This window comes from Mycoplasmatota bacterium (assembly GCA_018394295.1).
Classification (GTDB): Bacteria; Bacillota_I; Bacilli_A; order Haloplasmatales; family Haloplasmataceae; genus JAENYC01.
In genome coordinates this window covers 655,852-679,755 of record CP074573.1, presented here as the reverse complement: position 1 = coordinate 679,755, position 23,904 = coordinate 655,852, and the positions used below count along the sequence as shown (strand labels likewise).

25 protein-coding genes and 2 pseudogenes are annotated in these 23,904 nt (G+C 26.8%); 4 read left to right on the top strand and 23 right to left on the bottom strand.

The annotated features are described in order from the left end of the window. The first annotated feature begins 10 nt into the window (after positions 1 to 10). The gene (locus KHQ81_02970) at positions 11 to 916 is read left to right on the top strand and encodes an RluA family pseudouridine synthase (GenBank protein ID QVK18690.1); all 906 of its coding nucleotides are present in this window, start codon (positions 11 to 13) and stop codon (positions 914 to 916) included. Between the two features lie 44 nt (positions 917 to 960). Here KHQ81_02970 and KHQ81_02965 read toward each other — a convergent pair whose 3' ends face one another. Beyond that, a complete protein-coding gene (locus KHQ81_02965) occupies positions 961 to 2,319 on the bottom strand; it encodes a GGDEF domain-containing protein (GenBank protein ID QVK18689.1) in 1,359 nt (452 codons plus the stop codon). Positions 2,320 to 2,457: 138 nt separating this feature from the next. Continuing rightward, positions 2,458 to 4,125: a hypothetical protein gene (locus tag KHQ81_02960; GenBank protein QVK18688.1), complete on the bottom strand. Its 1,668-nt coding sequence runs from the start codon at positions 4,123 to 4,125 to the stop codon at positions 2,458 to 2,460. Between the two features lie 235 nt (positions 4,126 to 4,360). Between KHQ81_02960 and KHQ81_02955 the strand changes: the two genes are divergently transcribed. Then, complete coding sequence (locus tag KHQ81_02955) at positions 4,361 to 4,741, top strand: rhodanese-like domain-containing protein (GenBank protein ID QVK18687.1); 381 nt, start codon at positions 4,361 to 4,363, stop codon at positions 4,739 to 4,741. A gap of 61 nt (positions 4,742 to 4,802) precedes the next feature. On the opposite strand, the gene KHQ81_02950 is transcribed toward KHQ81_02955, so the two are convergent. Continuing rightward, a complete protein-coding gene (locus tag KHQ81_02950; GenBank protein ID QVK18686.1) occupies positions 4,803 to 5,591 on the bottom strand; it encodes a GNAT family N-acetyltransferase in 789 nt (262 codons plus the stop codon). Positions 5,592 to 5,746: 155 nt separating this feature from the next. On the opposite strand from KHQ81_02950, the gene KHQ81_02945 reads away from it, so the two are divergent. Further along, complete coding sequence (locus KHQ81_02945) at positions 5,747 to 6,160, top strand: acyl-CoA thioesterase (protein ID QVK18685.1); 414 nt, start codon at positions 5,747 to 5,749, stop codon at positions 6,158 to 6,160. Positions 6,161 to 6,226: 66 nt separating this feature from the next. On the opposite strand, the gene KHQ81_02940 is transcribed toward KHQ81_02945, so the two are convergent. From KHQ81_02940 to KHQ81_02885, 12 genes and pseudogenes are all read right to left on the bottom strand, one after another. Then, positions 6,227 to 6,664, bottom strand: a complete 438-nt coding sequence (locus KHQ81_02940) for a hypothetical protein (GenBank protein ID QVK18684.1) — start codon at positions 6,662 to 6,664, stop codon at positions 6,227 to 6,229. Positions 6,665 to 6,800: 136 nt separating this feature from the next. Continuing rightward, positions 6,801 to 7,268, bottom strand: coding sequence for a hypothetical protein (locus tag KHQ81_02935; GenBank protein ID QVK18683.1), 468 nt, complete (start codon positions 7,266 to 7,268; stop codon positions 6,801 to 6,803). Positions 7,269 to 7,316: 48 nt separating this feature from the next. After that, positions 7,317 to 7,712, bottom strand: coding sequence for a hypothetical protein (locus KHQ81_02930; GenBank protein QVK18682.1), 396 nt, complete (start codon positions 7,710 to 7,712; stop codon positions 7,317 to 7,319). Between the two features lie 192 nt (positions 7,713 to 7,904). Further along, on the bottom strand, positions 7,905 to 8,378 hold the full coding sequence (locus KHQ81_02925) for a hypothetical protein (protein QVK18681.1): 474 nt from the start codon (positions 8,376 to 8,378) through the stop codon (positions 7,905 to 7,907). A 111-nt stretch (positions 8,379 to 8,489) separates the two neighbouring features. Then, positions 8,490 to 9,605 (bottom strand): IS3 family transposase, encoded by a 1,116-nt coding sequence (locus tag KHQ81_02920; GenBank protein ID QVK18680.1) that lies wholly within the window; start codon positions 9,603 to 9,605, stop codon positions 8,490 to 8,492. Then, positions 9,499 to 10,050 (bottom strand): transposase, encoded by a 552-nt coding sequence (locus tag KHQ81_02915; GenBank protein QVK18679.1) that lies wholly within the window; start codon positions 10,048 to 10,050, stop codon positions 9,499 to 9,501. The genes KHQ81_02920 and KHQ81_02915 overlap by 107 nt, the downstream gene beginning before the upstream one ends. A 104-nt stretch (positions 10,051 to 10,154) precedes the next feature. Further along, a complete protein-coding gene (locus tag KHQ81_02910; protein ID QVK18678.1) occupies positions 10,155 to 10,448 on the bottom strand; it encodes a hypothetical protein in 294 nt (97 codons plus the stop codon). A 302-nt stretch (positions 10,449 to 10,750) separates the two neighbouring features. Beyond that, positions 10,751 to 11,241 (bottom strand): annotated as a pseudogene (locus KHQ81_02905) (peroxiredoxin). A gap of 116 nt (positions 11,242 to 11,357) precedes the next feature. Beyond that, on the bottom strand, positions 11,358 to 11,831 hold the full coding sequence (locus KHQ81_02900; protein QVK18677.1) for a hypothetical protein: 474 nt from the start codon (positions 11,829 to 11,831) through the stop codon (positions 11,358 to 11,360). A gap of 33 nt (positions 11,832 to 11,864) precedes the next feature. Then, positions 11,865 to 13,529, bottom strand: coding sequence for an RICIN domain-containing protein (locus tag KHQ81_02895; protein QVK18676.1), 1,665 nt, complete (start codon positions 13,527 to 13,529; stop codon positions 11,865 to 11,867). Continuing rightward, entirely contained in the window at positions 13,522 to 13,902 is a 381-nt protein-coding gene (locus KHQ81_02890; GenBank protein ID QVK18675.1) for a hypothetical protein, read from the bottom strand. The genes KHQ81_02895 and KHQ81_02890 overlap by 8 nt, the downstream gene beginning before the upstream one ends. Before the next feature lie 272 nt (positions 13,903 to 14,174). Continuing rightward, positions 14,175 to 14,846, bottom strand: a pseudogene (locus tag KHQ81_02885) (peroxiredoxin). A 157-nt stretch (positions 14,847 to 15,003) separates the two neighbouring features. Between KHQ81_02885 and KHQ81_02880 the strand changes: the two are divergent. After that, on the top strand, positions 15,004 to 15,438 hold the full coding sequence (locus tag KHQ81_02880; protein ID QVK18674.1) for a hypothetical protein: 435 nt from the start codon (positions 15,004 to 15,006) through the stop codon (positions 15,436 to 15,438). Between the two features lie 29 nt (positions 15,439 to 15,467). On the opposite strand, the gene KHQ81_02875 is transcribed toward KHQ81_02880, so the two are convergent. The 8 genes from KHQ81_02875 to speD all read right to left on the bottom strand — a co-directional run bounded on the left by KHQ81_02875 (position 15,468) and on the right by speD (position 23,795). After that, positions 15,468 to 16,082, bottom strand: coding sequence for a hypothetical protein (locus KHQ81_02875; GenBank protein QVK18673.1), 615 nt, complete (start codon positions 16,080 to 16,082; stop codon positions 15,468 to 15,470). Positions 16,083 to 16,166: 84 nt separating this feature from the next. Next, on the bottom strand, positions 16,167 to 17,315 hold the full coding sequence (locus KHQ81_02870) for an ATP-binding protein (protein ID QVK18672.1): 1,149 nt from the start codon (positions 17,313 to 17,315) through the stop codon (positions 16,167 to 16,169). 145 nt (positions 17,316 to 17,460) lie between these two features. Then, positions 17,461 to 18,879, bottom strand: coding sequence for a flotillin family protein (locus KHQ81_02865; GenBank protein ID QVK18671.1), 1,419 nt, complete (start codon positions 18,877 to 18,879; stop codon positions 17,461 to 17,463). A 24-nt stretch (positions 18,880 to 18,903) separates the two neighbouring features. Beyond that, the gene (locus KHQ81_02860) at positions 18,904 to 19,488 is read right to left on the bottom strand and encodes an NfeD family protein (protein ID QVK18670.1); all 585 of its coding nucleotides are present in this window, start codon (positions 19,486 to 19,488) and stop codon (positions 18,904 to 18,906) included. Between the two features lie 392 nt (positions 19,489 to 19,880). Next, entirely contained in the window at positions 19,881 to 20,378 is a 498-nt protein-coding gene (locus tag KHQ81_02855) for an NUDIX domain-containing protein (GenBank protein ID QVK18669.1), read from the bottom strand. Positions 20,379 to 20,694: 316 nt separating this feature from the next. Beyond that, positions 20,695 to 21,786, bottom strand: coding sequence for a hypothetical protein (locus KHQ81_02850; GenBank protein QVK18668.1), 1,092 nt, complete (start codon positions 21,784 to 21,786; stop codon positions 20,695 to 20,697). Between the two features lie 334 nt (positions 21,787 to 22,120). After that, positions 22,121 to 22,969: a polyamine aminopropyltransferase gene (gene speE, locus KHQ81_02845; GenBank protein QVK18667.1), complete on the bottom strand. Its 849-nt coding sequence runs from the start codon at positions 22,967 to 22,969 to the stop codon at positions 22,121 to 22,123. A 13-nt stretch (positions 22,970 to 22,982) separates the two neighbouring features. Next, positions 22,983 to 23,795 carry an adenosylmethionine decarboxylase gene (speD, locus tag KHQ81_02840; protein ID QVK18666.1) on the bottom strand — a complete coding sequence of 271 codons (813 nt, stop codon included), beginning with the start codon at positions 23,793 to 23,795 and terminating at the stop codon, positions 22,983 to 22,985. Positions 23,796 to 23,904 lie beyond the last annotated feature (109 nt).

Genomic DNA, 23,904 nt, shown 5'->3' with positions numbered 1-23,904 from the left:
AGGTGATAAAATGGATTACCAACGTATGAATCAATATTTAGTAATTACAATTAATCATGAATTTAATAATAAAACCATTGAAGAACTTTTAAATCACTACCATTTATCAAAAAAAATGATTCACTCACTAAGAATGAATCATGATGTTATTTTAAATGATAAGTTAGTGATGCAAAATTTCACCTTGCGTTTAAAACGAAATGATAAACTCAAAATCCCTATTTTTATCGATGAATCGATTGATTTTATTCCGCAAAATATTCCTATTGATATTATTTATGAAGATGACTTCTTACTAGTGGTAAATAAACAAGCTAATATTGAAGTTCATCCCAGTTCAAAAACTGGTCTAAATACTTTAGTTAATGCTGTTGCATATTATTATCAAAAGAACAACCAGAAACATCGTGTTCGTTATATTCATCGTTTAGATAAAGATACAACTGGCGCAATTATATTTGTTAAAAATTACTTTGTACATAATTTATATGATTATTTATTAATGAATAAAGTAATCAAACGTTATTACTTAGCGTTAATAAAAAGTTATCCTCCACAGAATCAAGACATTATTAACCAAAGAATCGGCAAAGACCGTCACCATAAACAAAAAAGAATTGTTTCTAAAACAGGGGTTATAGCGAAAACACATTATCAAGTGATAACGAGATATCCTCAATATACACTAATTAAACTTGAACTATTCACAGGGAGAACACATCAAATTAGAGTTCACATGGCATCTATTAATTGCCCTTTATTAGGTGATAAACTTTATGGTAAACAATCTCCTTATATTAATAGACAAGCCTTACATGCCCATCAAGTAACGCTATTACATCCAATTACCCTATCACCTTTTGTTATTGAAGTACCCCTTCCAAATGATTTCAAAAAACTAATCAAAAAAAAATAGACCGACTACAGTATCGGTCTATTTATCATTGTTACCATTTCTTTTTAATTTTGTTTATTTTGTTTTTCAGTATGTAATTGAGTATCTGCTTGATGAATCAAATCTTGTATTTTATCGTTTTTATTACCAGTGAAACTGTATCCATTAGAGATACAATGACCAACAACTTGTTTTCCTATAATCGAATTCACTCGCATTATTTTTTGTTTCAATTCTTCTTCCGTTTGATTTAGCATAAAAACGATAAACTCATCTCCACCTAACTGTGACACGAGATAATCATCTTCAAATACATCTCTTATAATCCCTGAAACTTCTTTAATGACTTTATCTCCTTTTTCATGTCCGTAAAGTTTATTGATTTGATTTAAATTATCTATATCAAACAAAATAACCCCTAATGATTGATAATCCATGGTATTTACTTCTTGACATACCTCCTTATAATAATTTCTATTATATAAATTTGTCGTTGAATCAAAATAAGCCATTTTAATTAATTTTTTTTCTTTGATTTTTAAATTAGTAACATCTTTAAACATGATTCCTAATAATTTAATATCATGATTCACTAAAGGAAAGGGAATAATTTGGATAATTTTCTTTTCATTATTAATCATCTTAAATATCTCATGATAATCTTTTTTATTTACAGATATTTTCTTTAAAATTTTTATAATCTTATTGCGTTCGCTTTCTGAAATAAAATCAACAAAATCTAATTTTAATATATCTTTTTTTGATATATCAAAAAAATTCTCAAATTCTCTATTAACTTTGATTAAGTTAAAATTATAATCAAGTAATGCAACAGGGTATAAGAAATTATCAATTAATTCTAAATAAAAATTTTTATTTAAATCTAATATAATATCCTGAAATTTTTTAATAAAATGTGATTCAATCAATTGATGACATTTTGATGTAAAATTAATTTGATCTTCTGTAAATCTTCTTCTTTTAAGATGATATTTTAAAACAAGTTCTGCTACTACCTCTTTACCTACTCTAATTGGAAAAATACAAATAGATCTAATATGAAGAAATTTAGATAATCTTTGAAAATCTTTATTTTCACCCATTAATTTCCTTGTGTCATTAAATAATATATATTTATTATCTTTATATAAATCAAACATTGAAGAAGTAATTGAGATTGATTTCATATTCTTAAAACGTCTACTCTTTATTCCTGGTTTATTCCAAACATGTTTATTAATAAACCCTGAGTAACTATGATTATAAATATTAATTTCTAAAACATCTATGTCTAATAGATTCCCCATAATTTCAAAGGTTTCTTTGATGATATCACCAAATGGTTCATCTCTTTTATATAAATTATCAATTAATTCATATGCAGATGAATAATTATGATTTGTGTATTTTTTTGTCTTTATCACTTAATGACCCCCACCATTCTATGTAATTGTATTATGATTTCAAAAAAACATGACATACAAATTATAGCACATTGAAATGTCGCATATTGCCATATACAGTCAAAAAGCATCACAACTTGTGATGCTTTTAACTTTAATTTATTCTGTAATCGTTAGTTCTAAATTATCAAATTCTTCAACTGTATAAACATGTGATTGACTTTGATTATCATAATACTTGATGTTTACTCGATCACCTACACTTGTTAGTGGTACTTCAAAACTAACATTATAGGCAACAGTATATCCATTTGTTGAATCATTTTCTAAAACAAAATAATAATTTGATGTTCCATTAACTGGAACAATTCGGACAACTGTAGAAGTCACTTCTTTTAAGTCTATTCCTTTATTTGGATTAGTTGTAGAGGTTCTTAAATTTTCACGGTAATTACTTTGTGCTGATTGTAAAGAATCTCCTATCCCATAAACAGAATAATCTTTTACATTTACATAAGCATATTTTTTAATTAGACCTTCCTTATCTTTTAAGGTCATAAAATAAGTTGGTGTTTGTTCAAAGTTAACTAATATCGGCCAATTTGCCTTATACCCTAAATCTTGCACAGCTCCTTGTGCTGAATTTTGTGCAGAATACTCAGTAGCACCACCAATTCGATAGAAGGTAGTTTCTTTTGTTCTCATATTAGTTAAGGTAAATCCTACAATAGATTCATCAGATCCAACAGAGGTTAAGCCAGTATATAAATAAAAGACACCATCATTATAAACATAACTATATCCCTCTGATACTTGTAAGACTTCTTTCTTAGCAAACAAAGTATTAAAAAATCCATGAACATATTTTCCGTAATAACCTAATTGTTCAATGATGACATCAGTTGGTTGAATACGGTCTATCCAGCTTGGGACATCTTTTATATCATAATAATGAACATCACCATTAACTGCATCGCATACTACTACACCAATAGCATCTCGTCCTTTTGTATAAGCAAACTTTTTGCTTAAAACTGTTTTAATATAATAAGGATGACCAGTTTCATCTAATTCAAATGCGGTATAATCACTAAATACCTTATCCATATTTCCTGAAAAATAAATTCTTCGCATTAAATCCTGACCAAAGTAAGCAGATGGAACATATTTTAATTTATAATCACTAACTAATTCAACATCAGATGTATCTGTCGCATTAATTTTGATATAACCTGGTGTCCCTTCATCTTTTTTATTGATCCATTTGAAAAAACCTGTATACTCTAAGGCACCTACCCAGTACAATTCATCTTCCATTTTAATCATTGTATAATTATTAACAGTAAATTGACTACCTAAATTTAATTCACCTAGCTTTTTGTCACCAAGTCGCATCGCTAAATCTTTATCAATAATTGGTACTTTTGTTTCACTAAAGTCTTTAATATTTTGCGTAAATCCTTCGCTTTCTGTTACCTGTATTAATTCTCGATAACGTGTTGTATTAAAGATAGGCCAAGTTGAAACCCCCAATATAATAAAAACTAAGACTGCAACACCTAAAGCATAATAAACATATTTAACTTGAAGAAAACCTTTTTTATAAAATGATACATCAATATTTTTTCTTAATCGACTTTTATAAACCAATCGATATTGAAAAATAAACGGTACTGCTACTAATGCTGGGATTACAACTAACCAAAAACGAAATCGATTACTATAAATGGATATTGGTAATAATCCAAAATATAATAAAGAGAATAATAGTAATACTGTAAATCCATAGACAAATATAAATTTAAATTTTTTTAATCTTCTTTCCAATGTTTTCACCTCATTTATTAGTACATTCTTTATTTTAGTAGTTTTCCTAAAAAATGCAAATTCTATGAATATTATGAAAAAAATACGGATTAAAAATGAAATTGAGCATACAAATTCAAAATTAAACATTAATTTATTTCATTTTAGTATAAAATACTCGATATTAAGTATTATTTCATCTTTTCTGTTTTCATCACTTAATAAGATATGATATAATACCCACAGGAGGTATTATATGAATAAGAAATTTTTTATAATTATAGGTTCAATTTTTGTAGTGTTAATCGCTGGAATTATTATATTATCCCTTAATGATCAAACAATTAAAACAGTTGATGGCGATAAAGTCAGACAAATATTAGATGAAAACCCTAATAATTCTGTGTTTATAGATGTTAGATCATCAGAAGAACATCAAGAAAATGGAATTGATTCAAGCATTGTCATCCCTTATAATCAAATTGAAGCTGTTATTAAAAAATATTATCCTGATAAAAATACCCACATCATTGTTTATTGTAATACTGGAAATAAAAGTCGAATAGCTGCTAATACACTCAAATCTTTAGGATATAAAAATATATATGATATGGGAAGCTATAAAAATTGGGAATAAATATAAAATGGACTTAAACTAAAGTCCATTTTTTAATATAGTAATTCATAGCATATTAGATTTAAATATCATCAGTTTCAAAACATATCATCGTCCAATTACTTATCGCCTTAAATCCTAGGCGATGATATATTTTTCCCGCTTCGGGATTTGAATAAAATAAACAAGGGGTTTTATTTTCATTTAATAGATCAAAACTTAATTTTGAAACAACTTGTGAGGCTAATCCCTGTTTACGTTCCTCTAGATGCGTACATACACCACCAATCATTGCTGATACACTTGTTTCAATCGAGGTTGCTGCACTTGAAATAACAATCCCATCCTGTTCAATATAATAAACTCTACCAACTTGCTTTTTTATTTTATTTGAATTTGATTGTTTATAACTTTTGTGATAAAACCCAACCATTTTTAATAAGGGAATGATTTTATCTAAATCCTCTATTGTTGCAGAGTGAATGGGTTTATTTGGTTTATCAAGTTGAGAAGTTTCATTTAATTGACAAAAACAACATTCATCAACCTCATAATTACCTGTCAAATATGGAGTAATGCGGTCAATAATTGTTTTCTTCCCACTTATCCGTTCGTATTGGAAAGTATTGATTAAATTCATTACTTCATCAACATTGAAATCATCTATATCACTATAAATGACAACACTTTGATAATAACGTAATACACATCCAGTTATATTATTATCCTGGTACTGTAGATAGACTTCTTGGAAATCTACATCTAAACCAAATTGTTCGATATCCCCTATGATAAAGAGATTAATTGCTGGTTCTTTTTTAACATAGTCCATCATCACATTTAAATTTTCATTAGTTACTTTAACAAACATGACTTCCCCCTATTATTATTTATTTCTTAAATTATATATGAACTATATAATAAATTCAATAGTTTTTTCTGCTTATTATAAAACATAAAACATAATTTAATTTTACAAATCAATTATTTGTTTATATAATGATAGGTAGAAGAGAGGTGACAGTAATGATATCAAAAAAAGAAATTGAAGTTCGCTATAGCGAAACAGACCAAATGGGGGTTGTTTATCATGCGAACTATTTAGTATGGTTTGAACTAGGAAGAACTAAGTTCCTTTCTGATTTGGGATTTTCTTATCAATCATTAGAAGATAAAAATTTAATATTCCCAATTAGAGAAGTAAAGGTTGAGTATTTACATCCCTGTCGATATGGAGAAAAAATTATTGTAGAAACACGTGTTAAGGAATTTTCATCTATAAAAACAGTCTATGAACACGTAATAAAAAACACAGATAACGACATAAAAGCTAAAGGAGAAAGTGTCGCTATTTGTGTTAGAAAAGATAATTTTAGAATCACAAAGATAGAACGATACGCAAAAGATGTTTATGATGCTTATGTTAACTTAAAGGGATAATACAGACCTTACACATGCTTCAATAAGTACTTTATTTTAAAAGACATTAGTTTCATATAAAATTATCTATATGGTAGTACCTTTATTATATTTTATATTAAAAATTAATTGTGCAATTATAAGGATTACTAGAGTTGGAAATAAAATTAGGTATGGAAAAAATATATTTACAACTGCGTATATAAAATGGATTAATAAAGGCAAAACACCAAATACTGGTAGTATTAAAAATAATAATCTTATTCTTTTATTAAATAAAACTATTATTAGTAAGAATAATGGTGAAATCATATTTATTAATAATCCTATACTACAAATAATAAATAATAACCATTGTTCCAAATTGTAATTATATATATGATATCTAATCATATTATAATATGAATCAGCAATACTTTCACTCATTCCATCTTCAATAGGAATTTTCACAACAATAACCATTATTAAAAATATAATCAATAAAAGAACTGATAAAATAAAGTTAACTAATTTCATATGACTCATATTTCATATCACTCCAATCAAAGTAATACCTTTTTTATTAATAGTACTGGCAAATCATATCGATATAGAATTCATAAATAATGGATTAATTTTGATATGATTTTCTTTATTTTAAATTTAAAATATTTATTAGTCATTAATTATTCTTGTATTTATTGTAGTTTATATTGACCATTAATTGTACAATAATGATAATAAATAATAATGGGCATATCATTAAAAATGGTATTAATACAAATATTATGCCACGTATAAATACTAATGTTACCAATATGATACTTAAAAATGAGAATATTGATAATAATTTAATTATTCTTTCATTTAATAAAGCAATTATCATTAAATATATAGACAATAAGATACTTCCTAATAATCCTAGAAATAATAAGATAAAGAAGAAAGTTTCATTGGATAGATTACTATCATATATATTATACTTTATCCAACCATAGTAATAATCAATAAGACCTGCTCTCATCCCATCTTCAATTGGATATTTTATAATAAAAACCAATATATAAAATAATGTCAGTAAGAGAATTGAAATAATAAAGTTAAAAAGCTTCATATGATTCATAATAATAGAATCAAAATATTTTTTCATGACATATCCCTCCAATTGTAATGATATAATTATTTCTTTTTTTGATCGTTATTTCAATACATGTGTATTCTTATCAGCCCTATATTTACTAAAGTTTAAATTTATGATTAATTGAACAAAAATGAGAATACGTAATATTGGGTATAAAACTAAGTATGGAACAAATATATCTAATACTGCTCCTACAAAAAAGATTATTAAAGGTAAAACACCAAATACTGGTAGTATTAAAAATAATATTCTTATTCTTTTATTAAATAAAACTATTATTAGTAAGAGTAATGGTGAAAGCACATTTAATAATAACCCTATAATATATATAATAAATAATAACCATTTTCCTAAATTATTATTATATATTTCATATTTAATCCAACGATAAAATGAATCAGCAATACTAATTCTCATTCCATCTTCAATTGGAAACTTTACAACTATATCCATTATTAAAAATGTGGTCAATATAAGAATTGATATAATAAAATTTACAACTTCAGATGATTTATAATAAAAGTATTGAAATTTCTCATAAAATATCCTTCCATCGTAATAATTTAATTATATTTGAAAGTTGTGTCAAATCATGTCGAATTCAAACGCGGATTAATAATAATTAAGGTTTATACAATTTCCTTTTTATATATTTTCTTTTAAATTTCTCTTATTAATTAAATAGTATTTTAAATTCAATATGAATTGAACAATAATGACAATGAATATCAAAGAACATAAAATGATATGTGGATTAAACTGATCTCCTATATATCCTATATTCCCGATATTTCCTATATTAATTAAAATAATAAATACCATTAATAAACTTAACAAAGTAAATATTGACAGAAGTAGCATAAAATTTTTATTAAATAATGCCATAATTAGCAATAGAAATGGCATTGAAATCAATATTAAAAATAATATTAAACCTATCATATTATTTATATCAATACTAGACAGACTAAAACTATTCTTATATGAATCATAGATATTTTTAGCCATGGTAACTTCCATTGAATCTTCAATGGGATATTTTACAAAAAATATCATATAAGATAATAACATCAACAGTAATAATCCCATATGTAAATTAATTATCCTAATTTGTTTCAAAATATTTCTCCTTGTATTTTATATATTTTAAATTAACAAATAATAGCACAATAATAATAATAAATAATATTCGCTTAATGTCAAGGTAGTTGTCGCATATTTTTAATTTTTTTAAGAAGATTTTGTTTCTTCTTTTTCCAAAATTGATGATTTTTCTGGGTTTAACCAAACTATGTTTTCCACACTCCAATTTCTTATGTTTCTCGACCATCTTTCTGGGTGTTTAAGTTGTGCTTGTTCATAGACTTTAATTCGCTTTTTTAATATTTTATTAGATAAACCGGAATGCCTTTGGTGTGGAGTTAAATATTTTATCCCACTATGAAGATGTTCATAGTTATACCAGTTTATAAACTGTAATGTCCAAGTTCTTGCTTGTTTAATAGTCTCAAAGCCCTTATCTGGGTAACCTGGACAATATTTGAATGTTTTAAATATAGACTCCGCATAAGGATTATCATTACTTACTCTAGGTCTACTATTTGATGGAGTAATACCTAGTTGATAAAGGGTCTCTAAAAGAGTGGCTCCTTTCATCGGACTTCCATTGTCAGAATGAAGCACTAAAGGTTTTTTATGTAAAAGTATATTTTCTGCTAATACTGCTCTTTTAACTAATTCACTAGCGTGTTGAGCAGATTGTTCAGACCATATTTCCCATCCTACTACTTTTCTACTAAATAAATCTAGGATCAAATATAAGTAATAATACATCCCTTTTATTGGTCCTTTTAGATAAGTAATATCCCACATCCAAACTTGATTAGGACCTGTGGCATAATGTGTTGATATAGGTCTATTTTGGGGTTTTTTAGTATTTCCTCTATGTTTTAGTTGTTTTTCTTCTCTTAAGATTCTATATATTGTTGATTCAGATGCTAAATATATTCCTTTATCAGCTAGGAGCGACACAATTTCATTAGGAGATAAGTTTTTATATTCAGGCTGATTTACGACTTTTAAAATTTCTTCTCGTTCTTTTTTAGTTAATCTATTTTTGGGTGCTTTTTTTTTACTAATAGGTCTTTGATCTTCATTTGGTGATGAATCACTTCTCCATCGTTGAAGTGTTCGTAAACTAATTCCTATTTCTTCACATGCTTTTTCTTGTCTTGCTCCATTATCTACAGCTTCTCTTATCAGTGATATTGCTTTTTTGCGATCTGTGGCACTGATTAATCTTCCTCGTCTTCCCCCAAATCGCACTTGCCTTTTTTCTAAGTACAAGAAGGGCTGCTGCTTCTGCAAGTGCTGATTCTTTTCTTTGTAGTTCTTTATTTAATTTCTTAAGTTCTTGATTTTTTTCTCTTAACTGCTTTTGTAGTTCTGTTGCTTGTTTAGCTACACCACCATTAGCCTGCATACATGCATCTCGCCATTCTTTAACTTGATTAACATATAGTCCTTTATTTCTACAATACTTAGATAATTCTACTTCACTTAATGTTGCAGTTTCTAAGACAATATGAAACTTATCTTGTGTACTCCATTCTTCTGATTTTAAAGGTTGTTCGTTAACAGGGATTCCATTTTCTTTCGCTTTCTTTTTCCAAGTAAAAAGTGTTATTTCTGGTATTCCTGATTCTCTTGATAATTCTTTGACTGATTCATTATGTGGTGGCATCATTCTTTGTATTAATGATAACTTATAATCCTTTGAGTATCTTGCCATAAAGTTGTTCTCCTTACTAAGTTTTTAAATTTTATTTCAAGACAACTAGTTGTCTTGAAATAACTTACTATGTCTACTATACTATTTTTAGAGCTCCATGACAACTATTCTAACACAGAGGGTATTGGACATAATATTAAATATGGTATAAATATATATAATATTCCATATATAAATGGTAATGCTAGAAAAATAATACTAAAAAGTGACAATATTGATAATAATTTTATAATTCTCTTATTAAATAAAGAAATTATAATTAAATATAATATCAACAATACATTTCCTAATAATCCTAAACTTTCTAATATGAAAAATCCCCATACTTGAAAAGAATGATATTTATATATACTATATTTAATCCCACGATAATAACCATCAGCAAGACTTGCTTTCATTCCATCTTCAATAGAATGCTTTACAATAATTAACAATATTAAAAAAAGAGTTAAATAAAGAATTGAAAAAATAAAGTTAATAAGCTGCATATGATTCATAATAAAAGTATTGATATTCTTTCTCTTAACATTTCCCTCCAATCGTAATAATATAATTATATATATTTTTTTTGATAGTTGTGTCAAATCATGTCGAAATTCAAACACGAAGTTTTTTATAATTAAAGGTTAATATATAAAAAGAGGCTTTAAACTTCTTCTAGACATTTAGATGAAGTTAGAGCCTCTTTGTTAACAAAAAATTATTTTATACTTTTAAAACAGAACCACCAATCATAACAAGTATAGCCTTCCTGCTGAGCATTTTGTAATCTTTCAGTGCTTCTTGGATCGAACTTGGTGGTGGTAAAATGACTTTATCACCAATTAAAGAATTAAATGGCCAATTAGCTGGTGTTGCTACTTTATATTGATCTGAAGTTTGTAATGCCTTTACAGTACGTAGTATTTCATTAATATTTCTTCCTACATCTTGTGGGTAATACAAAATGGCACGTATAATACCTTTATCATCAACTATAAATACTGCTCGTTCTGTATTCGTTCCTTTATAGGGACTAATCATACCAAGTTTTTTAGCGACAAGACCTAAAGAATCATCAATGACAGGAAATGGAATTTGAATTTTTAACTTTTCATTAATCCATTCAATCCATTTCATATGAGAATAAACTTGATCAACTGAAAGACCAATTAACTCTGTATTAAGATTCTTAAATTTTTCATTGTTAATCGCAAACTCAACGAACTCAGTTGTGTATTAATAAAACCCGTAAAAATAAAATTTAGGAATATATCTTTAATTTTTGGTATGAAATAAATTAAAATTCTTATATATCACTTTCCTTTTTATATTATTTCTTTTAAATTTCTCTTATTAACTAAATAGTATTTAAAATTCAATATGAATTGAACAATAATTACAATAAATATCAAAGAACATAATATGATATATGGAATAAACGGATCTCCTATATATCCTATATTCCCGAGATTTCCTATATTAATTAAAATAATAAATACAATTAATAAACTTAATAAAGTAAATATTGACAGAAGTAGCATAAAAATTTTTTTAAATAATGCCATAATTAGCAAAAGAAATGGCATTAAAATCAACGTTAAAAATAGAATAAAACCTATTATATTATTTATATCAACACTAGACAGACTAAAACTATGCTTATATGAATCATAAATATTCTTAGCCATAGTAACTTCCCTTGAGTCTTCAATGGGATATTTTACAAAAAATATCATATAAGATAATAACATCAACAGTAATAATCCCATATATAAATTAATCATCCTAATTTGTTTCAAAATATTTCCTCCTTTATCTATATATACATAAATTTAATAAAATAATTTTTCATTTAAGACAATACTTTGAGTTACTGGTACTGGTCCATCACTAACCATACCACACTTTAGACAAATATAGTAAGAACCATTATAATGCCATTCATGTGATTCTGCAAAATATTCTCCACAGATATCACATAATGTATTATGGTAGTAAAGATTACGTAATATTATCCTGTATATATGACCAGCATGTTCTTCAAAATACCATTGTTGGTCTAAATTATCAGGATTATAAATATATTCTTCAATATCATTTCCTACATCAGTATATGGACTTCCAACTCCTAATACCCTAGCAAAACCTGAACTGCCTGTCATTATACGATAGTATCCATACTTTATGTATGTAAATTTAAATTTCTGATTAATATCAGTAGAATCATATGTAATTAGTTCTAAGTTACCATTATTAATTGTTAAAGCTTTAGTAGGCGCATTTTTTGGTCTAAAACTAAATGTACCATCACTATTCATTACAACTGTAAATTGCTGATTTAGACCACCTTGATAGCTATTTTGTTGAATATTAGTACCATCACTTGTGCCTGAATTTTCTACATCTAAATAATAAGTAGATTTATAATTTTTAATAAAATATGTTGTACCATCTTTTATATAATTTATTGAACTATTATTAGTAACTTCCTCATAAAATCTATTTAATATCCCAGCAACTATTTCTTGTGTTAAAGGAAGGGTATTTAGTGCAGCATCATAATAACCAGATATATAACATTCATAGACCCCACAATTATCAACATTATTTTTATAACTACTAGAAATTCGCGCTAAATCATTAGCTATATTTTGAAAACTAGAATCAAGAACATAATCATATTTAGATGAAGAATGTGCCTTAAATTCTGAATAAGAATTATAATTATCATTTACCCAAGATTCATACTTTTTATGTGGATTTAACCAAACCAAGATAGGATCATAATTATAACCAATCCCATATGAATGAGGAGTCGTACCTATATCTTCTATATAATGTAACGCTCTACCTAAATATTGCATTGCAAGAGTATGTTTTCCATTTTTATAACAATTCATCGCACTACTGTAATGATCTTCAAATCGTGTTCTTGCGCTTCTTGAATAATTTCCATTATTATTTTTATAATACTCACCATAAGTAGATGGTGTACCTTCATATACATAATAATGCGTACCACCTATGGACTCATCTAAATCTGGTTTTTTAGAATATTCTTCTAAAACTGATATATATTGAGAAAAGAAATTATATGCATTGGTTTTTCCATCATTTTGTAATATATTAATTCCTTGAGAAGTTATGCCTTCGTGTTCTGAACCCCACCACAAAACTGTGTATTCTGCATAATAGTTTTTTACAATTCCTTTTTGCATGGCTAATAAAACAAATTTACTTAAATTATTGCTTATCAAATCATAATCCTTGTCTAATTTTAATTTATAACTATCTTCTAACCATTTAACAAAGACATTTGCTTCATCGTAACTTAGAAGATGATATAAATCATATTCTTCAATATTACTTTCTGTAAAATTATCAAAATAAATAACATCTTCAAAATAATTTTTATTTTTTGCATTAACAGAAATTAAAGAAAAACTAAGAAGACAGAATGTTATCATTAATAAAAATAATTTACATATTTTATTCATTCTTATCCTCCCCCGTATATTTGTTAAAATTTAAATTTACAATTAATTGTACAATAATGAGAATTAGTAATGTTGGATATAAAATTAAGTATGGAACAAATATATTTACTACTGCGTATATAAAATGGATTAGTAAAGGCAAAACACCAAATAATGGTAATATTAGAAGTAACCTTGTTATTCTTCTATTTAATAAAACCCTTATTATTAATATAAATGGTGAAAGCATATTTATTAGTAATCCTATACTATAAATAGTAAATAATAACCATTGTTCTAAATTATTATTATATATATCATATCTAATCCAATGATAAAATGAATCAGCAATACTCATACTCATTCCATCTTCAATTGGAAACTTTACAACCATAATCATTATCACAAATGTGATCAATAAAAAAATAGATAAAATTAAATTAACAAACTTCATATGACTTATAATAAAAGTATTTAAATTCTTTCTTATAACATTTCCCTCCAATCGTAATAATATAATTATATATATTTTTTTTGATAGTTGTGTCAAATCATGTCGAAATTCAAACACGAAGTTTTTTATAATTAAAGGTTAATATATAAAAAGAGGCTTTAAACTTCTTCTAGACATTTAGATGAAGTTAGAGCCTCTTTGTTAACAAAAGATTATTTTATACTCTTAAAACAAAACCACCAATCATAACAAGTATAGCCTTCCTGCTGAGCATTTTGTAGTCTTTCACGTGCTTCTTGGATTGAACTTGGTGGTGGTAAAATGACTTTATCACCAATTAAAGAATTAAATGGCCAATTAGCTGGTGTTGCTACTTTATATTGATCTGAAGTTTGTAATGCCTTTACAGTACGTAGTATTTCATTAATATTTCTTCCTACTTCTTGTGGGTAATACAAAATGGTACGTATAATACCTTTATCATCAACTATAAATACTGCTCGTACTGTATTCGTTCCTTTATAGGGACTAATCATACCCAGTTTTTTAGCGACAAGACCTAAAGAATCATCAATCACAGGAAATGGAATTTGGACTTTTAACTTTTCATTAATCCATTCAATCCATTTCATATGGGCATAAACTTAATCAACTGAAAGACCAATTAATTCTGTATTAAGATTCTTAAATTTTTCGTTGTTAATCGCAAACTCAACGAACTCAGTCGTACAAACAGGTGTGAAATCACCAGGATGAGAAAATAAAACAAACCATTTCCCTTGATAATCTTCAGGGATTTTTTTAAAATCCTGGGTTGTTTTAACTTCTAAACTAGGAAACTTTTCTCCAATTAAAGGAAGTTTTTCACGTTCATTTATTTCCATTATTAACTTCTCTTCTAAAAAAATCGTCATTACATGTATATTCCTAATACATAAAAATGAGATTATTATTAGTAACGTTTTCATGAGATTAATTCCAAAAATTGTTCATTGAAAAGTTATTATCAAATAGATATAATGTCACTGAAGGAGGGATATAATGAAAAAATTATTGTTTTCGCTTTTATTTTTATTTTTAGTTATTGGTGCAGGCGTTCAAACGTATGCCTCTACTGTTTTAGATAGTAATATCATCACATTAATTCAAAATGGAATTTCAGAAATTGTAGATACTATTTCTCCTGAAGATGAAAATATTATTGACGATGATTTAAATGATTTTGACGCAGGCGATTATATTGATGATAAAAATAATCAATTAATTGAAGATTTAACAAAATATAAAGATCAAAAAGTAAAAGAAGCTAATCAAAAATTAACAGAATATATAAATCAGATTAAAGAACTTATTGATGAAATCTACCATGGAAAAACTGAGGAAGAAAAAGAAAAAATAGATAACAAAATAGATCGTCAAGTAGAGAAATATAAACAAAAAATCTATAATGATTTAATGAAAAAACTTAATAAATAAAGTATAAAAATCCCATATGAATGGGATTTTTATTTATTTAAGCAAATAACTTGATACAATGATTCTACAAGATGAGAAATAATATTAATATAAAACTCAACCTCATCTTTAGTAATCGCGTTTTTATCATCTTTCCCATGATTAATATCTGTTTGGTGAGCTATTTTATTTCTTCTATCATAAATTTCATCTAGGATACGATCTAATCGTTTGTGTTTACTGATAATATTCTTAGCCTTTAAAGATTTTTCTACCATCGCAAACTCATCTTCTGATGAAATAATATTAAGTAATTCTCTTATTCTACCAGGTGACATAAAAGTATAGTTTCGATTTAAATCAATAAAAGTCTCTTTTAAATAATGATCTATATTTTCTGCATCATATAATGCTTGTTCTAAGAGTTTTAAGGGAATCTTATACTCATTATAACGATCAGTTTTAGGACTTTCATTGCGAAATATTTTTAATAAAGCATAACTGTAAATTTCATGCATAAAAAAATCTAAAGCACTCATCGCATAGACAATTTGAAATCTTAAAATATCACATGCTTCTTCTTTTCTTTGTTGTGAATTTAATAAATCAACAATTTCAAATCGATTTCTTATTTGTTTTATATTTTCACGGAATATTTCAATCATTTCTTGTTCATCTTTATTAATATATTGAATTTTTTTCTTTTTATCTTTTTTTCCCTATTAAATAAATTCGATCTGCGTGTAATTCTACTCTCCATCTTTTTTTACCCCACCATGCTTAAAATGATAAGTAGCCCCATACTTCCCTTGAATATAACCTTGTTCAATATTTTCATTACTTTTAACATCTTCTATGTTATATAGCGAATAACATTCAGTAGTCGTCGTTTTTAAATCTTTTTCAATAAACCAAACTTGATCACGTCGAAATTGTGATAAGTTAAGTAAAGAAGTATGATGCGTTGACAAAATTAATTGTGCATTTTTAGTATTTATTTTTGAGTCATTAAATAAATGGATAAAGTATTGAACCAACGCTTGATGTAAATGTTTCTCAAATTCATCAAAAATAATGACTTTTCCTTCTATTAAAGCATCACTTAAAAAAACTAATAAAGAAAACAGTTTTTTTGTCCCTGTAGATTCATTTAACAAGTTAATTTCCATATTTTCATATTGAAGGAATATTTCACCATCTTTAATCTCGAAACTATTAATTCCTATATCAATTTTTTTCAATAATTGATTAAAAAGTTTTTGCTTTTCTAATTCTTTAAAATGGTCTATTGCTTTATTTAAAAATCTATTATCATCTGTCGTATTAACTAATTCAATGACAATATTCTTTGTTAGAAAACAAAAAATTTGTTTAATCAAAAAATTGTCAGAATATTGATTTAATATAGGTAGTAATAATTTTTGATTTGAACCCTGTTTTTGAGAAATCTCATTAAAGATTATTTCATAGGATGGATTGAATTTATAATTTTCATAATCTCTTTCAAAAATAACCTCTACTTGATTGTTTTCAATAATAGATAAAAATTCACTCACAACTTGATTACTACAAACATCAATACCATACACTACCCTTTTTCCATCAAGCAAAAAATGAACATCGATTTGTGTTGGCTCTTTTTCATCACTTAATAGATGAGGAAAAACAGGAATACCATCCTCATCAATAGTCAATAATGATTGTAAATACTTAATTGCCATAAAAAGATTTGATTTACCTGCCCCATTAGTCCCCATAATAATAGCACTTGGCAACACTGTATACTCTTTTATTTTTCGTATAAAGGTTTCATGTAACTTATCTTCTGTTGCTAACATCGAAAATACAATTTGTTTTTGAATTGATTTAAAGTTTTCAACTGATAACTGTAGTAACATCTTATCATCCCAATCTTTTAACACTAATTATAGTATATTCAAATATTAATATATCATTTTGTAGATAACTTTATTTTAATGTACTATTTTAAAAAAAGCAACATATCTATAAAAAACACCAGTGTTTTCACACTGGTGTCTAATTTTACTCTGTTTCTTCAGTCGTATTTTCTTCTTCAACATCTATTATTTTATTGTCACCTTTAAAGAATTTAGGTAAATCCATACCTGCCATTTTAAATACATCTTCAAATGGTGGAAGTGATTTTAACATACCTGATAGGAATTTAGCAGTTGATGTTGTTCCATCGCCTTCTTTTCCTAAATTATCCCAAACAGTAACTTTATCGATTTTAATACCTTTAATTGCTTCAACTTGTGTTTTAACAAGTTCAGGTAATTTATCAGTAATCATCATTGAAATAGCTTGTTGTGGATTTCCACCTGCAGCATTAACTAATTCAGCAAAACCATGCGCTTGTTTCGTTAAGATAGCATTAACACCATCAGCTTGCGCTTGCATTTTAAATAAAATAGCATCTGCTTCCCCTTTTGCTTGACGTCTAATTTTTTCTGCTTCAGCTTCTGCAGCAATTTCAACTTTTTGTTTTTCAATTTCAGCTTTTACAATGGCATCTGCTTCTTGAGTAGCACGTTCACGACTAGCACGTGTTTTTTCTGCTTCTTCTTCAGCAGCATAAGATTCTTGTAACGCTTTTGCTGATTGAACTTTTTCAGCAGCAATCGCAACTCTTTCCGCTATAGCGGCTTTTTCACGACGATTTGCTTCTGAATTAGCAATTAATATTTTTGATTCATTTTCACCTTCAACAGCTGTTGCGTTAGCTTGAGCAACTTTAACACGTTGTTCTTGAGTAGCGTTTGCTTCACCGATAGATCCATCACGGTTCTTTTCAGCAACTGATTTACGTGCATCGTTAATTGCTTTTGCAGCTGCTTCTTTACCTAGAGCTTCGATATAACCAGATTCATCTTTAATATCTGTTACGTTAACGTTAATTAATTTAAGACCAATTTTCTTTAATTCTTGTTCAACATTTTTAGAAACATAACTTAAAAATTTATCACGGTCAGAATTTATTTCTTCAATATCCATAGTTGCGATAACAAGACGTAATTGTCCAAAAAGAATATCTTTCGCAAGTTCTTTAATATCATTATGATTTAACCCTAATAAACGTTCAGCTGCATTTTGCATAGTACCAACTTCATTTGAAATTGCTACGGTAAATCGACTTGGAACGTCAACACGAATATTTTGTTTACTTAATGCATTTGTAAGATTAACTTCAATTGACATTGGTGTTAAATCTAGATATTGATGATCTTGAATAACTGGCCACACAAAATCAGCACCACCATGAATACAACGAGCACTTCTTTTATCTCCTCCAGAACCCTTTCCTACGCGACCATAGATTACCAAGATCTTATCAGAAGGACATCTGCGATAACGACTCATCAAAAATGTGAAAAAACTAATCGCAATAATCGCAGCAATTATTACTATTGAAACAATTGTACTACTTACACTTAAAATCATAATTTTTTTCTCCTTTTCACTTTATTATTTATTTTTTTCAACAACTAACTTATCATTTAATACATCAACTACTTTTACTACATCTCCACTTTTTAGGCTTTCATTATAAGTAACTGCATCTAACTCTTTTAAAGAATCATTTAGAATAATACTAATTTTCCCAGTTCCTGTGTTTTGCTTAGGTATCGGAATATATACTTCACCAGTTTTTCCTATCGCATTTGTTAAAAATACATTTCCACTCTCACCTAATTTTTTACTATAATAATAGATTAAACTTATGATAAACATCATAGCAAATCCACATACAAAGGATATGATAAACACCCAAATAAATTTCATACCATTTTTACTAAACATAAAACCTGACCAACCAAAAAGCATAAAAAAGCCAATTATTCCACGAATAGTAAATAAATGAAATGGAAAGCTAATCCCTTCTGTCCAATCAGTATCAATTTCGCCATCGAAATCACTATCAAAATCAAAATGATCTCCTAAATCAATAAAAGTGAATATTGATTGAAAAACAAATAATGTAGTACTAAATAATGCGATGTAAAAATAGGCTGATTGTATACTAGTTAAATCCTTAAAATAATCAAACACGCACTCACCCCCTTATCGTCTACTAAATTATACCATAAGCATAAAACATAGTAAATAAATGATAATTATCATCTACAATTTGAGCATATCATAAATACATAAAAAAACAATCCTTTTGAATATGACGTATATTTTACATATTTCTAATATGTTTTTTATCTCCAATATTCATTTTGATATATTTAGTTTAATGAATTTACTCAAAAAAGATAGTTTTATATGTAATAAATCATCCATAAATATAAAAAAGAATCAAGTTTTCACTTGATCTTTTAACTTTAATACAATATACATTTTTGATTTCAAATCATTTAAATCAATATCTCTTGGATATTCTCAATAATTTAATCCCTAGTCAATAACATAATTCGTAAACTGTCTACAATATCAATTTAACGCATATATAGTTCTTTTATAATTTTTAAGATAACAATTTGATTACGATAAAAATCTAGGCACTGTTCTTCTGCTTTTATAATACTCTTCATATTTTCATTGATTACATAGTCTATATCTAAAAAGTCACATTCAAGTTCTAATTCTAATTCATAATCAACTAGATTTTTATCTCCAAACTCTAATATATCAACAAGGTAATAATGATGAATTGGATTGAAAACTGAACTATATTTTCCTTTTCTATAAACATTCACATTCCCAATATACTCTTTAACAACAACATTTGTTGCTCCTACTTCTTCATTCAATTCACGTCTTAAAGCTTGTTCAAAAGATTCTCCCTCATCTACTCCACCACCTGGTGTTCCATAAACTTTTGAATTCTTTGGGTAGACGACTAAAATTTTGTTTTCAATTAAAACAATTCCTCTTACAACAATTCTACTATCAACATCTTTACTCAAATCAATCGTCTTATCAATTATTTCCATATCTATTTTAAGACTACTATTTTTATTCTCCTTGATTAATAGGTTATCTAAGTATTTCATTATGTAATTTTGAAGTTATATAGATAAATAACTTCTCTCCTTTCATAGTACTTTCTGTATACATAAACTAGTTTTAATGTAATATATTAGATACTTTACCTTCGAACTCTATCTTTGTCAAGTGTATTCGATATAAGTCATTTCACCAATCATTTTGTGACAATTCAATTTTATATTTAGGTCATGATTATCTATTTCCCATAAAAAGAAAAAACAACCAACACTGGTTTGTGTTGGTTGTTAAGTTAATCTGTGATTATTCTTGAGGTGTTGAACCACCTAATAATAAATCAGATATTTCATCAAATCCATCAACATCTAGATCTTGTAGTGTTTGAGTTAAGTCGTTTTTAACATCTTCATCTATGCTACCTTCTATTGCTTGAGCAACTTGTTGTTGTTTTTCCGGTGTTAAATTTTGGAAGTTTTGTTGTAATGAATTAAATAACTCTTGATCTTGTTCTGAAATTCCAGTTGGATCATCTATTTTATCTTTTAACATATCAGTAAATTCTGTTAAGTCATCTGAAAAGGCTTTTTCTTCAGGATTATTCATATCTAATACACCATCAACATTATTTACTAATGAATCATCTTGAATAATTGCTTTGAATTCATCTATTGTTTCTTGTAAAACAGCAGCTTCTGGATTACTTTCTACATTTAATTCACAATTAACAACAAACTTCCCATTTTCTAATGATAAACTATCAAATAGTATCATATCACTATCCATACTTGCATCAATTTCATCTTGAATATAAGTTTTTAAAATTGTGATAGATAATGCATCAAAATCAACCTCACCATAGGTGTATTCTTCTTCAATTTCAGTTGCGAAATTGTTTAATGCATAAGAGAATATCGAATTAGGAAGCGGTAATTGTCCAACTTTAAATGTCTTTAAAGATAGTTTTACATCTTCATCTGCACTATCAATACCAATTGATAAAGTCAACGTTGTGCTCACACCACGATATTTCATAAGGGCATATGTCGTTAATTGATTATTATCAAATTTTGTCCATAATCCTTCTATATAAACTATTTCTCCTTCGGATAGTAGAAGTTGTGTCTTTTCATTATTAAATCCATCTAAAGAAGCATAAATCATCTCATTAACCATTTTTTCATCAATAGAAATGCTTTGATCACCAGTTATAAACTGTACCATAAATTTATCGAGTTCAGCCAAAACTTTGTCTTCAACATTATAAGTCTCTAAATCCACATCTTTTAAATATGTTGGTGGTGTAGCATCCTTGATAAGAGCTGCGCCCCCGACTGCTATAGGTAGACCAATCACAACTACAATAAATAACAATATAAGTCTTCGTAAAGCTCGCATAATTTCATCTCCTTATTAAAATAAATAATCATTGTTATCATTCATTTTGATTTCATTTCTTATTATTATAATATTAATATTTCCTATATTTTACATTATTATAATAATATATTGTGATAAAAATGTGATGATTTTAATGCATAAAAGCAATAATTGATTTTAATAAATGATCAATAATTATATTATATAAATTATATCATGTTTTATTTTAAATAGAAAACAAAAAATAAAATAAAAAACAATGAAAAATTTTTATAAACTTATTATAAATTTATATCCATTTAAATTGAAGAAATTATAAATCCATAAAAAAAACTACAGAATTTTCTGTAGTCTAACTTTTTTCTAACATGTCTTTCACATAAGTAGGTAGTGCAAATGCTCCTAAATGTAAATCAGAATTATAATATTTTGTTTTTAATCCGAAGCTTTCCCATTGTTCTTTACTAAAGTTCTGTATTGGATCATATTTTTTAGAAGCAAATCCAAATAACCAATGCCCTGACTCATAGGTTGGTATATGGGCTTGGTACACTTTACTGATTGGAAAAATCTTCTTAATTTTACTATGTACACGTTTCATTTCATGCGCTTGTTTATCATAATAAGGACTTTCATGTTGATTCACTAAAATACCATTTCCATTTAGTGCTTTAAAACAATTCTCATAAAAAAGCATGGAAAATAACCCTTCACCAGGACCAATCGGATCAGTTGAATCAACAATAATTAAATCATATTCATTTCTTTTTGTTTGAACGAATTTCAATCCATCCTCAAAATAGACATGAACTCGTTCATCTTCTAATTTTGAGGAAGTAATAGGTAAAAATTCTTTACATGTTCTTACAACCATCTCATCTATTTCAACTAAATCAATTTGTTTAATATGTGGATAGCGGGTTAATTCGCGAACGGTTCCACCATCACCACCACCTATAACCAATACTTTTTCAATTGATGGATTTGTTCTTAGTGGGATATGGGTAATCATCTCGTGGTAAATGAATTCATCTTTTTCTGTTAACATGATAATGCCATCTAATGTAAAAAATTTACCTAATTCAAATGATTCAAAAAAATCAATTTGTTGAAAATCACTTTTTTCAGTATAAAAATGATTTTTAACCTTAACTGAAAATCTAATATTATCTGTTTGTTCTTCTGTAAACCAAAGTTCCATCAGTTACCTCCAATTATTTTATTAATGGCAAATTCATTCCGTAAAAAATTTCAATCATCTCACTATTTAATTTCCCAATAATTTCTGTCTTCTCAGAATTAGAAAGGTCTTTTTCACTTATATCAAATAGATAATTATCTAATTTAAAATTATTAATCATCATTTTAGAATGGAAAATATTTGAATGATGTAAATTAACATCAATGGTTGTATAATTTCTTAATATATTTTGATGAATATAATCTTGAATAGAAATAATATTGTGATCAATAAAATGTTTTGTTCCATCAAGACTACGTGTAAATCCTCTAACTCTATAATCAATTGTCATAATATCAGAGTCAAAACTGTTAATCAAATAATCCAATGCTTTTAATGGTGATATGGTTCCACATGTGCTAACATCAATATCAACTCTAAAAGTTGATATGTTACCATCAGGATGACTTTCAGGATAAGTATGAACCGTTACATGGCTTTTATCTAAATGAGCAACAACATGTTCTGGAGTCCTTGTTAAAATACCTCCATTACATGAAGCGTCTAGTAAGCAAAGTGGTAATTTCTCTTCTGAAATTAATAATGTCACACTCGCACCTTGTGGATGATAATCCTGTTTTGCTACATTTAGCACATGAGCACCAATGATATTTGTTACATCGGTTAATATTTTAGTTAAACGTTCAGAATTATACTGTTCATCTATATATTCAATATATTTAATTCTTTCTTCTTCAGACCTGGTATAACAAATATCATAAATATTAAAACTCAAGGTTTTGGTTAAATTATTAAATCCATATAGTTTTAGTTTATTATTTTGCATGTTAATTGACTCCTAAAAAATATCATAGCTTTGGAATTACAAATAATATTAGTTCATATTATTTTCTGCAAAAAATCAATTATTTAAAAGTTTTTTATATATTTATTTA